The 14,446-nt window shown below is 64.9% G+C and carries 20 protein-coding genes; 4 read left to right on the top strand and 16 right to left on the bottom strand.

The window, feature by feature from the left end; translation table 11 throughout:
- Positions 1 to 44: 44 nt before the first annotated feature.
- The gene (locus CJD35_RS07630) at positions 45 to 467 is read left to right on the top strand and encodes a RidA family protein (RefSeq protein WP_017183846.1); all 423 of its coding nucleotides are present in this window, start codon (positions 45 to 47) and stop codon (positions 465 to 467) included.
- 17 nt (positions 468 to 484) lie between these two features.
- On the opposite strand, the gene CJD35_RS07625 is transcribed toward CJD35_RS07630, so the two are convergent.
- The 7 genes from CJD35_RS07625 to CJD35_RS07595 all read right to left on the bottom strand — a co-directional run bounded on the left by CJD35_RS07625 (position 485) and on the right by CJD35_RS07595 (position 5,634).
- Positions 485 to 673: a Trm112 family protein gene (locus tag CJD35_RS07625; RefSeq protein ID WP_017183845.1), complete on the bottom strand. Its 189-nt coding sequence runs from the start codon at positions 671 to 673 to the stop codon at positions 485 to 487.
- Between the two features lie 20 nt (positions 674 to 693).
- Entirely contained in the window at positions 694 to 1,308 is a 615-nt protein-coding gene (locus CJD35_RS07620) for an LON peptidase substrate-binding domain-containing protein (protein WP_017183844.1), read from the bottom strand.
- Positions 1,309 to 1,319: 11 nt separating this feature from the next.
- Positions 1,320 to 2,231 carry a tetratricopeptide repeat protein gene (locus CJD35_RS07615; RefSeq protein ID WP_026002523.1) on the bottom strand — a complete coding sequence of 304 codons (912 nt, stop codon included), beginning with the start codon at positions 2,229 to 2,231 and terminating at the stop codon, positions 1,320 to 1,322.
- Between the two features lie 218 nt (positions 2,232 to 2,449).
- Complete coding sequence (locus CJD35_RS07610) at positions 2,450 to 3,292, bottom strand: MipA/OmpV family protein (RefSeq protein WP_095686974.1); 843 nt, start codon at positions 3,290 to 3,292, stop codon at positions 2,450 to 2,452.
- A 72-nt stretch (positions 3,293 to 3,364) separates the two neighbouring features.
- Positions 3,365 to 3,802 (bottom strand): DUF2141 domain-containing protein, encoded by a 438-nt coding sequence (locus CJD35_RS07605; protein ID WP_017183841.1) that lies wholly within the window; start codon positions 3,800 to 3,802, stop codon positions 3,365 to 3,367.
- Positions 3,799 to 4,530 carry a sterol desaturase family protein gene (locus tag CJD35_RS07600; protein WP_017183840.1) on the bottom strand — a complete coding sequence of 244 codons (732 nt, stop codon included), beginning with the start codon at positions 4,528 to 4,530 and terminating at the stop codon, positions 3,799 to 3,801. Before CJD35_RS07600 ends, CJD35_RS07605 begins: the two co-directional genes overlap by 4 nt.
- 213 nt (positions 4,531 to 4,743) lie before the next feature.
- Positions 4,744 to 5,634 carry a prephenate dehydratase gene (locus tag CJD35_RS07595; RefSeq protein WP_017183839.1) on the bottom strand — a complete coding sequence of 297 codons (891 nt, stop codon included), beginning with the start codon at positions 5,632 to 5,634 and terminating at the stop codon, positions 4,744 to 4,746.
- 185 nt (positions 5,635 to 5,819) lie between these two features.
- Here CJD35_RS07595 and CJD35_RS07590 point away from each other — a divergent pair, with 185 nt between their 5' ends.
- The gene (locus CJD35_RS07590) at positions 5,820 to 6,440 is read left to right on the top strand and encodes a c-type cytochrome (protein WP_017183838.1); all 621 of its coding nucleotides are present in this window, start codon (positions 5,820 to 5,822) and stop codon (positions 6,438 to 6,440) included.
- 33 nt (positions 6,441 to 6,473) lie between these two features.
- The gene (locus CJD35_RS07585; RefSeq protein WP_017183837.1) at positions 6,474 to 7,055 is read left to right on the top strand and encodes a GNAT family N-acetyltransferase; all 582 of its coding nucleotides are present in this window, start codon (positions 6,474 to 6,476) and stop codon (positions 7,053 to 7,055) included.
- A gap of 7 nt (positions 7,056 to 7,062) precedes the next feature.
- On the opposite strand, the gene CJD35_RS07580 is transcribed toward CJD35_RS07585, so the two are convergent.
- Together CJD35_RS07580 and CJD35_RS07575 are read right to left on the bottom strand one after the other, a co-directional pair.
- On the bottom strand, positions 7,063 to 7,476 hold the full coding sequence (locus CJD35_RS07580; RefSeq protein ID WP_017183836.1) for a nuclear transport factor 2 family protein: 414 nt from the start codon (positions 7,474 to 7,476) through the stop codon (positions 7,063 to 7,065).
- Positions 7,477 to 7,542: 66 nt separating this feature from the next.
- Positions 7,543 to 8,877 carry a hemolysin family protein gene (locus tag CJD35_RS07575; protein ID WP_017183835.1) on the bottom strand — a complete coding sequence of 445 codons (1,335 nt, stop codon included), beginning with the start codon at positions 8,875 to 8,877 and terminating at the stop codon, positions 7,543 to 7,545.
- A 165-nt stretch (positions 8,878 to 9,042) separates the two neighbouring features.
- On the opposite strand from CJD35_RS07575, the gene CJD35_RS07570 reads away from it, so the two are divergent.
- A complete protein-coding gene (locus CJD35_RS07570; RefSeq protein WP_017183834.1) occupies positions 9,043 to 9,723 on the top strand; it encodes a YiaD family glycine zipper/OmpA-like lipoprotein in 681 nt (226 codons plus the stop codon).
- Positions 9,724 to 9,787: 64 nt separating this feature from the next.
- Here CJD35_RS07570 and CJD35_RS07565 read toward each other — a convergent pair whose 3' ends face one another.
- From CJD35_RS07565 to argB, 7 genes are all read right to left on the bottom strand, one after another.
- Positions 9,788 to 10,408, bottom strand: a complete 621-nt coding sequence (locus CJD35_RS07565; RefSeq protein WP_017183833.1) for a MarC family protein — start codon at positions 10,406 to 10,408, stop codon at positions 9,788 to 9,790.
- Positions 10,405 to 11,079: a hypothetical protein gene (locus tag CJD35_RS07560; RefSeq protein WP_017183832.1), complete on the bottom strand. Its 675-nt coding sequence runs from the start codon at positions 11,077 to 11,079 to the stop codon at positions 10,405 to 10,407. The genes CJD35_RS07565 and CJD35_RS07560 overlap by 4 nt, the downstream gene beginning before the upstream one ends.
- On the bottom strand, positions 11,076 to 11,969 hold the full coding sequence (folD, locus tag CJD35_RS07555) for a bifunctional methylenetetrahydrofolate dehydrogenase/methenyltetrahydrofolate cyclohydrolase FolD (protein WP_017183831.1): 894 nt from the start codon (positions 11,967 to 11,969) through the stop codon (positions 11,076 to 11,078). Before folD ends, CJD35_RS07560 begins: the two co-directional genes overlap by 4 nt.
- Positions 11,966 to 12,283: a DUF167 domain-containing protein gene (locus tag CJD35_RS07550; RefSeq protein ID WP_017183830.1), complete on the bottom strand. Its 318-nt coding sequence runs from the start codon at positions 12,281 to 12,283 to the stop codon at positions 11,966 to 11,968. The genes folD and CJD35_RS07550 overlap by 4 nt, the downstream gene beginning before the upstream one ends.
- On the bottom strand, positions 12,280 to 12,570 hold the full coding sequence (locus tag CJD35_RS07545; RefSeq protein ID WP_017183829.1) for a YggT family protein: 291 nt from the start codon (positions 12,568 to 12,570) through the stop codon (positions 12,280 to 12,282). Before CJD35_RS07545 ends, CJD35_RS07550 begins: the two co-directional genes overlap by 4 nt.
- A gap of 192 nt (positions 12,571 to 12,762) precedes the next feature.
- On the bottom strand, positions 12,763 to 13,317 hold the full coding sequence (locus tag CJD35_RS07540; protein WP_095686973.1) for a DUF1993 domain-containing protein: 555 nt from the start codon (positions 13,315 to 13,317) through the stop codon (positions 12,763 to 12,765).
- Between the two features lie 34 nt (positions 13,318 to 13,351).
- Entirely contained in the window at positions 13,352 to 14,269 is a 918-nt protein-coding gene (gene argB, locus CJD35_RS07535; RefSeq protein WP_019053099.1) for an acetylglutamate kinase, read from the bottom strand.
- Positions 14,270 to 14,446 lie beyond the last annotated feature (177 nt).

Here is a 14,446-nt window from a genome sequence, read left to right as displayed (position 1 = left end):
TTCGGAAACGCACCGGCCCTTTTCCGTCCGACAGGGGTCCGTCCATGCAGCCATTCGCCCTCCTCGCCGCGCTCAGCCTGACCATCGCAGCACCCGCCATGGCGCAGCAGGCGATGCCCGCGGCTCTGCCCTTCTCCCCCGCCGTCCGCGTCGGCGACACGCTCTATCTGTCCGGCCAGATCGGGCAGGTGCCGCCGGGCATGGACCCGCACGGGCAAGGGTTTGATGCTGCGGTCAGGGCGGCGATGGATTCGGTCGCCAGGATATTGGCCGACAACGGCCTCGACTTTGGCCATGTCGTCAAATGCACGGTGATGCTGGATGACATGGCCGACTGGCCCCGCTTCAACGCGGCCTATCTCCCCTATTTCAAGGGCAAGCGCCTGCCCGCGCGCAGCGCCTTTGGCGCCGATGGCCTGGCGCTGGGCGCGCCGCTGGAAGTGGAATGTATCGCCGCTTACCCGTAACCACCTCCGTATTCGGCTCAGATCGCCACCGCCTCCCGCAGCAGCAGCACCGGCACGCCATCGCGCACCGGATAGGCCAGCCCCGTCGCGTCGGAGACCAGCGCCCCGCGCGCATCGTCCCAGCGCAGCGGCGTGCGCGTCACCGGGCAGACCAGCTTGGCCATCAGCCACGGGTCGACCGGCGCGCCAGCACCTGAACCGCTCATTGCCCCGGTCATTGCCCCATTCATTGCATCGTCGCGCCGCCATCGCGCTCGATCCGGCCGAAAATCTGCATCAGCTGGATGATCCGTTCCGACCGTTCGCCCAGCGTGTCCGCCTCCAGCAGCGTCTGCTTGGCCGCCGCGTCGAATGGCGCGATCTGGGCGATGCCATTGACCAGCGCCATATCATCGAGCCGCGACACCGCCGTCCAGTCGACGACATAGCCCAGCGCATCGGCAAAGCGGCGAGATTCCTGCTCCAGCGCCGCCCGCTCTACCGCATGCAGCACCTCATCCTCCTGCGGCGCCTGCATCACATCGGCCTCGATCTGGCGGAACTGCGTCGTTACCGGCAATTCGCGCACCACCTTGAACCGCGCCAGCCCGGTCAGGATGATGTTGAACCGCCCATCGTCCAGCGCCTCGATATGGCTGACATGGCCCAGGCACCCCATGTCGAACAGGGGCGGCACCGGCCCGTCGCCACGCGGCTGGATCATGCCGATCCGCCGGTCCCGCGCCATCGTGTCCTGAATCAGCGCGCGGTATCGCGGCTCGAAAATATGCAGCGGCAAATCCATACCGGGCAGCAGCAGCGCGCCGGACAGCGGGAATATCGAGACGCGGGCGAGAGGCACCGGCCGGGCCGTCAGGCGAACAATATCTGCGACAGCTTGCGACGCTGCGCCGATACCCAGGGATCTTCCAGCCCGACCGCCTCGAACAGGGTCAGCAATTGCGTCCGCGCCGCGCTGTCATTCCACGCCCGGTCGCGCCGCACGATCTCCAGCAGCGCCTCCGCCGCGCCGTCCCGGTCGCCATTGGCCATCAGCCCGCCCGCCAGTTCGAACCGCGCGGCATGATCGTCCGGGTCGGCTGCGACCTTCGCCTCCAGCCCCGACAGGTCGGCCACCGGCTTGGCGTCACGCGCCAGGGCAATCGCCGCGCGCGCGCGATCTACCGCCTGATCCTTCGCCGCATCGGCGGGCAGCGCGTCCAGCACCGCGTCCGCCTCGTCCAGCTGCCCCATCGCCACCAGCGCCCGCGCCTGGCCCGACGCCACATCGGCATGGCCGGGCACCATGTCGGCAATCTGGGCAAAGATCGACAGAGCACGCTCGGCATCGCCCGCCGCCAGCGTTTCCTCGGCCATGGCGATCAATGGGGCGATTTCCAGTTCCTGCGCCTTTTCCTCCGATTCGATCGGCAACTGGCCCAGCAACTGGTCGAGATATTGTTTGAGCTGCCCTTCAGTCCGCGCCTGGGACAGGTCGGCGACCGGCTGCCCCTGGAACACGGCATAGACGGTCGGGATCGACTGGACCCGGAACTGGCTGGCGATAAAGCCATTTTCGTCGACATTCACCTTGACCAGCTTGACGCCCTTGGCCGCATAGTCGGCGCACACCTTCTCGATGATCGGCGTCAGCTGCTTGCACGGACCGCACCATTCGGCCCAGAAATCCACGATCACCAACTGCGTGCGCGAAGGCTCCACCACGTCGCGGCGAAACGCCTCCACGGCCAGCTTGTCGGCCTCGCTCATTCCCAGGGTCGCCACGCTTTCATCTCCTGCCACTGCGGTACGTCGCCGCCTCCATAGCCCGCAATATGGGTAGCGTCACCCTCCCCGCAAGGCAGGAGATACGCGCGCTGCAACAAACTCGCCCGCTCCCCTGCCCGGATGCCCTACGCCAGTATTCTATGGGTGGCCGGGTGGGGGAGCGGGCCGGTGCGGCAGCACAAATGCGCTCTTTCGCGCATTTTTAAAAAAACTTCTCAGAAAGTATAGCCAACCCCGAGCGCGGCGAGAAACTGGTTCTTCGACCCGGCAATCGCCACCACGGGCGAATCGGCATAGCGGCCCAGCATCCGCGAATAGCCAATCGCGCCGACGATCACCCAGCCCTTGCGGATGTCGCCGGACAGGGAATAGCCCCCCGTCAGATTGGCGTTGACGCGCCGGAACCCGGAACTGCTGCCGCCGCGCGTATAGACCGGCAGGCCGCTTGCCAGCGCGCCCGCTGCATCGACATCGAAATAATAGCGGCCAAACTTCTTGCCGACATAATCGGCCGACAGGCCGATGCCCGCAAAGCTGCGGATCGACAGCGGCGTAAAATATTCGATCGCGGGGGTGACGATATAGCTTTCATGCGCGCCCGCGACATCCTTGGTCACCGCGACCCGCGCGCTCAGATTGTCATAGGCGCTGGTGATGATCCCGGTCTTGCCGATGCCGACATAGCCGCCGACCTCGACTGCGGTATCGCGCTTGCCCAGCGCTTCGACCGCGCTGTCCTTGATCTGCTTGCGGCTGGTCCGGTCCAGCCGGACGCCCACGGCCGGCCCCGCCTGAAAGTCGATGCCGCTATCATCCCGGTTGGGAATGGCATCGAAAAACAGCATGGGGCCACGGGTGAAGAAGGCATGATCCTTCACCTTGCCGCGCAATTGCGGGCCAACGATCAATCGGGAATCGTCGGACCCTTCATAGCTGGGGACGGAAGCGACGCCCACGCCAATGGTCAGGCTGCTGTGATCCTCCGCCTCCTGCGCCAGCGCGGGCGCGGCGGCCATGAAAGGAAGGGTAAGGAGGAGGATGCGGGTAAGCTGGTTCATAAGGCCCCTGTTCAGCCAATGGCGGTCGGCCAGAGAATGTTTCACGCCGGTTACAGGTTCCGCCGGATATGCCTACAGGAAATATTTGACCCGGATATCCTGTTCCACCGGCGCGCCTGCGACCGCAAAACTGGCCGATCGGAAACTGGGCGCGCCAAAGCGCAGCACCGGATTGCGGGAAAAGCCGACCCCCTCGCGCGGGATGCCCGCGAACGTATCCAGCTTGCCATTGCCATTTTCGTCATGGACGATCGCGATGGCGTAATCGCCCGGCGTCACATTGCCGATCGTCACCGCGCCACCCCTGGCCGCTACCGCAAAATGCCGCTTGTCGGGATCGTCGCTGCAATCCGGGAAATAGCGCGGCACCCGCGTCACGCACACCAATATCTGTCCCTTGGTCGATCGCAGCCCCTCCAGCGCCATGATGAGCGGCTGCGGCTGCCCCAGCGGCGCCGCGCCCAGCAACAGCGGAACCAGCAACGTCAACCCACCGGCCCGCCCCTTCACGCGCGCGCCTTTGCCGTAAAATCGCCCAGCCCCCGGTCCGTGCCGCACAATCGGTCCCAGACCCGGAAATAGAGGCCGTAATTGCAGGCATAGAGGTCATGATGCCGCTGATGATGGGTGGCGGTGATCAGCCAGCCGCCCAGCGGCCCGCGCACCATCCAGCGCGGAAACATCTCCCACCCCATATGATTGCTGACCCCCATGATCGTCATGATCGTCAGCACCGCCGCCAGCGCGCCGACATGGATCGGGATGATGAACACCAGCGCCGGTATCACCACCGCCCCGGTCAGCGCTTCCCAGGGGTGAAAACTCATCGCCGCCCAGGCCGTCGGCGGGCGGCTGGCATGATGCACCGCATGGGCGATGCGAAAGGGCTTGGGCCGGTGCATCCAGCGATGCGTCCAGTAAAACCATGTGTCATGTGCGGCCAGGTAAAGCAGTACCGACACGGGGAGGTACCAGATCGGGAAGGCTGCGACATCGGTATAGATGCGCGTCCATCCGCGCGCCTGCCATCCCCATGCGACGATCCCGGCGGGGATGCCGTAAATCAGCGCGGACAGCAGCGACCAGCCGATCTCCCGACGCATCTGCCGCTCCAGCCCGCGATACAGGCCCGGCTGCCGCACTCGCGTCGCCAGCGCAAAACCGCCGCTCGCCAGCAGATAGCGAACGCCGACAATGGCGCTCATCGCCAAAGCGGACCAGAAAATAGCTGCGACCATCCAGCGCCTATAGCCCAAACAAATCCCGGCATCCCAACGAAAGCTGCAATCCCGTCTTTTTCTTCGCACAACTGTGACATCCTCCCCTTGCAGGGGAGGTGGCAGCACGACGTGCTGACGGAGGGGTGTTACCCTATCGAGACGGCGACACCCCTCCGTCTGGCCTGCGGCCCGACACCTGCCCTTGAAGGGAGGATGATCGGTTGCGCGCGCCTAAGTCCGTGGCCGCGCCTGCCGATAACTGCCCAGCATCCGCACCCATTTGGTGTGGAATTCCAGTTCCGCCAGCGCCCGGTCGACCGCCGGGTCGCCCGGCATGCCTTCAATATCGCAGAAAAACTCCGTCGCGGCGAAACTCGCGCCGCGTTGATAGCTTTCCAGCTTGGTCATGTTGACGCCGTTGGTCGCAAAGCCGCCCATCGCCTTGTAGAGCGCGGCGGGGACATTCTTCACCTCGAACAGGAAAGTCGTCATGACCGGCCCGACATTGGCGACCGGCATCCGCGGCGCGCGCGCCAGCACCAGGAAGCGCGTCACATTATCGTCGCTATCCTCGATATTCTCCGCAATCAGCCGCAGGCCGTAAATCTCCGCCGCCAGATAGGGCGCGATCGCCCCTTCGCCGGGCAGGCGCGTTTCCGCCACCAGCGCCGCTGCGCCCGCCGTATCGGCATAGGCGACCGGCTGGATGCCCCGTTCGCGCAGATAATGGCGGCATTGGCCCAGCGCCTGGGGATGGCTGATCGCGCTTTTGACCGGGCTGTTGTCCGGCGCCATCAGGCAATGGCGCACGCGCAGGAAATATTCGTCCACGATGGACAGGCCCGATTCGGGCAGCAGGAAATGCATGTCCGCCACCCGCCCGTGCAGGCTGTTTTCGATCGGGATGATCGCCCGTTCCGCCTGTCCGTTGCGCACGGCATCGATCGCATCCTCGAATGCGAAACAGGGCAAAGGCACGCAATCGGGCGCATAGCCAAGCGCCGCCAGATGCGAATTGGCCCCCGGCGCGCCCTGATAGGCAACGGCGCGGGCCGGGTCGGCGGCGGCTTTTTCAGCCAGTTGCGCGACAATCGCGCGCGCGGGGGCGGGATAGTTTTCCATGGATGGCTGCGCGCTTAGGCAGTTGCGCGGGGCCGCGCAAGCGTCGGCGGCGCAAGCGCGACGCTCCCCTGCGCATTTGTGGTGTCAAGCCGGGTTGCACGTTCGCGTGTCCGCCATTATGGCAACGGCCAAGAGGGGGCGCCAAGACAGCCGCCCGAACAGAAATGCAAGGGAAATCGAGCGAAATGGGCGATCGTTTCAATACCGTAGCGGGCTGGGCGCTGTTCGCTGGCATTATCGCGCTCGGCGGCGCGATCGTCAGTTCCAAATATTTCCATGACGAACGGCCCGAACCGATGGGCTATGCGATCGAAGGCGTCGAGGCTGAAGGCGAAGGCGCGGCTTCCGGCCCCGGCCTCAACACCCTGCTGGCCAGCGCGGACGTCGCAGCGGGCGAGAAGGTGTTTGCCAAGTGCGCCGCCTGCCACACCATCACGTCGGGCGGCGCCAACGGCATCGGTCCCAACCTGTATGCGACGGTCGGCGAGGAAATCGGCAAGGGCAAGGGCGGTTTCGCCTTCTCGGCGGCGCTGTCCGGCAAGGGCGGCAGCTGGACCTTCGAAAATCTCGATCACTGGCTTAAGAGCCCGCGTGAATTTGCGCCTGGCACCAAGATGACCTTTGCGGGCCTTGGCAATCCGGTCGATCGCGCCAACCTGATCGCCTGGATGAACACGCAGGGTTCCAACCTGCCGCTGCCAGCTGCCGACGCTGCGCCGGCCGCCGAAGGCGCGAACGCCGCCGAAGCCGAAGCGGGCAACGCTGCCAATGCGAGCGAAGCTCCGGCAGCGAACGCTGCCGAGTAAAGCCCGATCGGTACGCCGGTCGACATATGCGAATTGACGGGCGCGGCACTGGTTGCCGCGCTCGATTCGTTGGCGGACCTGCGCATCGCGGTGTTCAGGGACTTCCCCTATCTCTATGACGGGGACCGCGCCTATGAGCGCGATTATCTGGCCGCTTATGCCGACAGCCCCGGCGCGCTGGTCGTCGGCGCCTTTGCCAGGACCGATCAGGGCGACAGGCTGGTCGGCGCCGCCACCGCCGCGCCGATGGCCGATCATGCCGCCGCCTTCGCCGCCCCCTTCCGCGCGCGCGGCATGGATATTGGCCATGTCTATTATTTCGGCGAATCGGTCCTGCTGCCCGAATGGCGCGGCCATGGCATCGGCCACGCCTTTTTCGACCGGCGCGAAGCCAGGGCGCGCGACCTTGGCTTTTCCATCGCCGCCTTCTGCGCCGTCATCCGCCCGGCCGATCACCCTGCCCGCCCCGCCGGCTACAGCCCGCTCGACCCCTTCTGGCACAAGCGCGGCTTTGCGCCGGTCGATGGGCTGATCGGCCAGTTTGGCTGGAAGGACAGGGGCGACGCCGTCGAAAGCGACCACCCGATGCAATTCTGGGTGAAAAGGCTGGACTGATCGTCGCTCAGCGCTCCGGCACCCAGACCGCGCCCTTGATATGGCGGATCAGTCCGTCCGCATCGAGCAGGTAGAGGATCAGAAACTCCACATCTGCGCTGCCACCACGATTGACCGGCGTCATGCCCGGATAACCCTTTTCCGCCAGCACGGCCGGGGTCAGATCCTTCAGCCCTTCAAAGCGGATGACGACATGGGCGACGAAGCCGTCCTGGCCCGGATAAAAGCCGCGGAACAACACGGTTTCACGGATATAGTCATGGAAAAACGCATAGAATTCGCGGAACGCCGCCTTTCCCTGGACCTTGAACCCCGCATTTTCCAACGCGAAATCGTCGGCAAAAAACGTCTCCAGCGTCTTGTAGTCGCGCGCGTTGAACGCAGCGACATAGGCCAGATAATCCTGTTCGGTAAATCGCATGATCCTCTCCTTTGGGGAAGATCATAACGAATGTTAGTATTTCGGCAACCGATTGTCCCGCGCGCCTCAGCGCTCTGCGACCAGCACTTTGTCGATCTTGCGCCCGTCCATATCGACAATCTCGAAACGGAAACCCTGATCGTCGACGAAATCGCCGACTTCCGGCAGGCGCTTGAGCAGCCACAGCGCATGGCCCGCCACGGTCGCATAATCGCGGTCCTCCGACAGGCCGATGCCGATCCGCTCGGCCAGCTGGTCGATCGGCATCTGCCCGGATACCAGCAGGCTGCCATCCTCCCGTTCCACCACGTCAGGCTCGTCATAGGCGTCGCGATCGGACGCGAAATGGCCCGCAATCGCCGACAACAGGTCGGCCGGGGTCACGATCCCCTCGAAATGGCCATATTCGTCATGGACCATCACCATCGGCACGTCCGACCGGCGCAGCACTTCCAGCGCGTCCATCGCATCGACCTGGTCAGGCACCACCTCCGCCTTGCGCATCAGCGCGCCGACATTCAGCGTCTCGCCCCGGAACAGCGCGCTCATAATGTCGCGCGCCTGGACGATGCCGACAATATCCTCCACCGATCCGCGGCCCACCGGCAACCGGGTATGGGGCGTTTCCAGCAATCGCGCGCGAATCGTCGCGTCATCCGCCGCAATGTCGATCCAGTCGACGTCCATGCGCTGCGTCATCACCTCGCGCACCGGTCGGTCGGCCAGCCGCACCACGCCTGAAATGATCGCCCGTTCGCTTTCCTCGATCACGCCCGACCGGCTGGCTTCGGCAACGATCAGATGCAGCTCCTCGGCGGTCACATGCTGTTCCGATTCGCGGTTCATCCGCAACAGCTTGAAGATCAGCGCGCTCGACCCGTCGAGCACCCACACGACCGGCGCGGTCGCCTTGGACAGCCACAGCATTGGCCCGGCCATGATCACCGCAATCGGTTCGGGCGCGCGCAGCGCAAATTGCTTGGGCACCAGTTCGCCAATGATCAGCGATGCATAGGTGGTAAAACCGATGACCAGCGCAAAGCCCAGATTTTCCGCGGCATTGAACGACAGGCCTATGCCCAGATTCTGGCCCAGCGCATAGAGCCGTTCGCCGACCGGGCCGCCCAGGCTCGCGCCCGAATAGGCGCCAGCGACAATGCCGATCAGGGTGATGCCGATCTGCACGGTGGACAGGAATTTGCCCGGATCGCTCGCCAGCCGCAACGCCGTCGCCGCGCCCTTGCGCCCGGCCTTCTCCAGCCCCTGCAAGCGCGGCTTGCGCGCCGATACGATGGCAAGCTCCGACATCGCGAAAATACCGTTCAACGCCACCAGGGCGAGAATGATGAAAAGATCGGCCCAGGGAAAGGGCGTCGGATTGGGAAGGGGGATCGTGGCCATGGCGGTCAGCGACCTCCTATAACCGTTATTCTTTCAATTGCACAACATCCCCATCATCGCCCGTTCAGTTCGCTTGTGGAACAAACACATAGCTCGGTGATTTTGGGGTTATTCGGCTCATACGGGCGCCAAAACGAGATTCAGGAAAGACAAGGGATCAGGATCATGAAGATTTCTCACCGCATCATCGGCGCGGCAGGCCTGGCCGCGATGCTGGCCACCACCGCCTGCACGACCGATCCCAACACCGGTCAGCGCACCATTTCCAAGGCCGCGATCGGCGGCATCGGCGGCGCGCTGGGCGGCTATCTGCTGGGCGATCTGGTCGGCGGGCGCAATGACCGGACCGAAAAGATTCTGGGCGCTGGCATTGGCGCCATCGCGGGCGCGGGCGTCGGCGCTTATATGGACGCCCAGGAACGCAAGCTGCGCGAAGAAACCGCCGGCACGGGCGTCGACGTGATTCGCGACGGCGACAATCTGCTGCTGCGCATGCCCTCCGGCATCACCTTCGGCTATGACCGCGCCGATGTGCAGCCCCAGTTCCAGCCAACGCTCAACGACGTCGCGAGCGTGCTGGCGCAATATCCCAAAACCTATATCGACGTGCTCGGCCATACCGACAGCGACGGGTCGGACGCCTATAACCAGACCCTGTCGGAACGGCGCGCCCGCTCCGTCGCCGACTATCTGATCGGTCGCGGCGTCCAGTCCGCCCGCATCGGCACGCGCGGCTATGGCGAAACCCAGCCGATCGCGTCCAACGCGACCGAAGAGGGCAAGGCCGCCAACCGCCGCGTGGAAATCAAGATCGCCCCCGTCACCGAAGCCGACGTGCGGGGTTAAGTCCCAATAAACCCCTCCCTTTCAGGGGAGGATAGGGGGTGGGGGCGTGCCCCACCCCCTATCCTCAAAAACTCGCCTTCAACCCGTCGATCACGAACTGCGCCGCCAGCGCGGCCAGCAGCACGCCCAGCAGCCGGGTGATCACCGCCTCTATCCTGTGACCCAGCAGCGCCATCAGCGGCCCCGCCGCCAGCAACGCGCCCAGCATCAGCATCAGCGTCACGACGACAGCGCCCAGCACCACCATCCGTTCGCCCATGCCATCGGCGCGCGACATCAGCAGCATGACGGTAGCGATCGATCCCGGCCCGGCGATCATCGGCATTGCCATCGGGAATACCGACACATCCTCGACATGCCGCTCTTCGGCGCTGATCTTCTGCGCCCGGTCCTCGCGCCGCTGGGTGCGCTTTTCGAACACCATGTCCATCGCGATCATGAACAGCATGATGCCGCCAGCGATACGGAAACTGTCGAGCGCAATCCCCAGCACGCCCAGCAACTGCTTGCCCCATAGCGCGAACACCAGCAGGATCGCGGCGGCAATGCCGACCGCGCGGATCGCCATCGCCTTGCGCTGCGCCACCGTCGCGCCGCCGGTCAGGCTGGCATAGATGGGCGCGCAGCCGGGCGGGTCGATCACCACGAACAGGGTGACGAAGGCGGAAATGAACAATTCGGTCATGATGCCGCCCCTACCCTGTCGTCGATCACAATATCATAGTCGCTGCCATTCCACATCCGCACCGTGACGCGGCGGCCGCCATCGGGCGCAACCTGCGCCGACCAGAGCAGGCTCTCGTCGGGCGGGGGCAGCGGCGCGTCCTTTCCTGCGGCTGGCGGGCCATCCTGCGGCGGGCCTTCGCCGCGCGCGGGCCGCTTGCATGTCGCCACCTTGCCGCTCAGAAATTCCGGCGCCTCGCGCGCCTTGGCCAGCGTGTCGCCATGATCGGCGATCCACTTCCAGGCGCCCTTCTTGTCGCGCCGCCAGATGGTCGTGAAATAACCGACCGCGCCATCGGGCCGGGTCCAGTTGCCGGTGCTGGCGGCCAGATTGCCGTTGCAGGAGACATAGACGACGGATGGCGACCATTTGACCGACGCGGGCGGATCGGCCCGTCCCTTCAGCCACGCCTTCGCCGACACCTGCTGCGGCACGAACATCACTGCATCATCGTCGGCCGTGGCGCGAAAGGCGGTCCACTGCCCCTTCTCCTGCGCCAGCCGGCTAAAGGCGATTTCGGCGGCGATCACGGAACTGGGATCGGGCTGAAAGCGCATCGGCGGTTTCGCCGCGACCAGCACCGCCGCGCCCAAAACCAGCAGCGGTGCCAGCAGCGTCGGGCGCACCCTCACAGGCCGTCGGGCTTCGCCAGCCCGGCGCGGGCATGGGCCGCGACCAGCGTATTGCGCAGCAGCACCGCGATCGTCATCGGCCCGACGCCGCCCGGCACCGGCGTAATCGCGCGGACATGGGCCAGCGCCTCGGCCGTCGCGACATCGCCCACGATCCGGCTCTTGCCATCCTCGGTATCGGCCACCCGGTTGATGCCCACGTCGATCACCGTCGCGCCGGGCTTGATCCATTCGCCCTTGACCATTTCGGCCCGCCCCACGGCAGCGACGACAATGTCGGCGCGATGGACGATGCTCGCAATGTCGCGGGTGCGGCTATGGGCGATTGTCACGGTGCAGCTTTCCGCCAGCAGCAATTGCGCCATCGGCTTGCCGACAATGTTCGACCGGCCCACCACGACGGCTTCAAGGCCGCTCAGGTCGCCCAGTTCGTCCTTCAGCAGCATGATGCAGCCCAGCGGCGTGCAGGGGACCAGCGCCTCCTGCCCCGTCGCCAGCTTGCCGGCATTGACGACATGGAACCCGTCGACATCCTTGGCCGGGTCGATCGCGGCCAGAACGGCGCTCTCGTCGATATGATCGGGCAGCGGCAACTGGACCAATATGCCATCGACCCGCTCGTCATGGTTCAGCTCCTCGATCAGGTCGAGCAGATCGTCCGCGCCGATGCTCGCCGGGCGCTTGAACTCATAGCTTTCCATGCCGGTGGCGACCGTCATCTTGCCCTTGTTGCGCACATAGACTGCGCTGGCCGGGTCTTCGCCCACCAGCACCACGGCCAGGCCCGGCTTGCGCCCCGCCTGCGCGGCGAAAGCGCTCACGCCCTCCGCCACCTTGTCGCGCAGCCCCGCCGCAAAAGCCTTGCCGTCGATGATCTTGCCGATGGTCATGTCACGTCAACCTGTTCTTCTATGATGGCGATCAGGCGCGGCTGTGCGCCGCCCCGGATACGCAGCCGCTTTAGCCGGTTGCTGTCCCCCGATTCCAGCGAAATCGCCCCCTTGGTCCAGTCGAGATATTTGCTGAGCAGGGCGACAAGCGCGTCGTTGGCCCGCCCTTTTTCCGGCACGGCGGTCACGCGGGCGGACAGCCATTGCGCGCCCTTTTCATCCGTCCATATGCCGCCGATCGCGGCCTTCGATGCGCCGGGGGTCAGCCGGACGGCCAGGATCAGGTCGTCGCCCGTCTGGCTCCAGACCGTCACACCAGCCCGAACAGCGGCGGCAACACCGCCTGGCGGATGATCAGGATCGCCAGCAGCACGACCATCGGCGAAAGGTCCAGAGCGCCCAGATCGGGCATGACCTTGCGAATGGGATTGTAGATGGGCGCGGTCATCCGGTCGAGCGCGGTCATGACGGTCCGGACGAAATCACTGCCCATATTCACGATGTTGAACGCGATCAGCCAGCTCATGACGGCCTGAATGATGATGATCCACCACAGCACGTCGAGCAGGATGACGATGATCTGATAAAGCGCGTAGGCCATGAGGTCTCCGAAAAATATTGCCTCTCTCTACCCCGTCCGATGGCCGGGGGACAAGCATCGCCGCACGCTTTCCGAAAGCTTTTTCCTGGCTGGCATGGGCATCACAGGCACATAGGGTATCGGGCCGAACCGGCGCATGATCGCATCGGCGCAATGCTGACCGGGCGTGCGCCGCGCCGGGACATGCCGCGATCAGGCGGTCGGCATCGTTCCCGGCCGCAAATGGGGCAGCATGTGCGCGACATAGTCCGCCTTGCCCAGTTCCACCCCATTGGCCCGCAGGATCGCATAGGCCGTCATCAGGTGAAAATAAAATTGGGGCAGCGCCCAGTCGCGCGCATATTGCTCGGCGGACAGATCGAAAATCATGCCGTTGGGCAGCGCATGGGCAATCATCGTCCCGACTGCGGCATCCAGCGCGTCGGGCGCGAGCCCCTCCAGCAAGGTCAGGGTCTGCGCGATCCGGCCCTTGGCACCCGCGATCGAACCGGGATGCTCCGCCCCATTGCGCCCCTCATCGCGCAACGCGCCCAGCGAATCCGGAAAATCCTCTCCCTTCAGTCGACACATCGCTTCCTGCGCCTGCACGCAGGCGAAGCGGATCTGCGTCGACAGGGGGAACATGTCGGGCGCCAGACGCGCGGACAGCAGTGCATCGCCGGTGGAACCATCCGCCTTCTCCAGCCAGGTGGACAGACGATTGAGCATCTGCACGAAGGTCGGGACTAAAAGATTGGTCAGCGACATGGATCGGCTCTCCGGACAGGGTGCAGGCGACGGCTTATTTGCGGATCAGCGTGCCCGCGCCGCGCTTGGTGAAGATTTCCAGCAGCATGGCATGCGGCACCCGCCCGTCCAGAATGACCGCGGCGTCCACCCCGCCCTCGACCGCCTTGACGCAGGTTTCCAGCTTCGGGATCATGCCGCCGCTGATCGTGCCATCCTGTTGCAGCACCTCGATCGCGGCGGGATCAAGATCGGTCAGCAGATTCTTGTTCTTGTCCAGCACGCCCGCCACGTCGGTCAGCAGGAAGAAGCGCGACGCGCCCAGTTCCGCCGCGATCGCGCCCGCCATCGTGTCGGCGTTGACATTATAGGTATGGCCATCCGCGCCGATGCCAACCGGCGCGACGACGGGAATGATGCCGTCCTGCGTCAGCGTATCCAGGATACGCCGGTCGACCTTCACAGGATCGCCGACAAAGCCAAGGTCCACATTGCGCTCGATCCCCGAATTGGGGTCCGCCTCGCGCTTGCCCAGCACCTTTTCGCAGACGACCAGCCCGCCATCCTTGCCGGAAATGCCGACCGCCCGGCCACCAGCGCCCGCGATCCAGCCGACGATTTCCTTGTTGATGGAACCGGCCAGCACCATTTCGGCGATCTTGGCGGTTTCCGCGTCCGTTACGCGCAGCCCGCCGATAAATTCCGATTCGACGCCCAGCTTCTTGAGCATCGCGCCGATCTGCGGCCCACCGCCATGGACGACGACGACATTGATGCCGACCGCCTTCATCAGCACGACATCCTCGGCGAAATCGCGCGCCGCTTCCGGGTCGCCCATCGCATGGCCGCCATATTTCACGACGAAGGTCTTGCCCGCATAGCGCTGCATATAGGGCAGCGCCTCGACGAGGGTTTCAGCCTTGGCGAGCAGCGCCGGGACGGGATCATGCGAACTGGTCATGCGCGGGCGCATAGGGGCAAAGCGGGCGAGGAGCAAGAAGCGACGCGCGCCCGCTCGCTTCGCGCGCCAACCGGCATCATCCGACGCCGTCGAAGCTATCGAAGCCAAGCCTCCCAACACCGCGCAACGCCGCATTACAATTCGATTAGTTAGCTAACTAATTCATTTCCGCCATTATCGTGCATATGT

The organism is Sphingobium xenophagum (assembly GCF_002288285.1).
Lineage (GTDB): Bacteria > Pseudomonadota > Alphaproteobacteria > Sphingomonadales > Sphingomonadaceae > Sphingobium > Sphingobium xenophagum.
The sequence above is the reverse complement of the archived record's forward strand: the minus strand, read 5'-3'. Positions and strand labels throughout refer to the sequence as shown.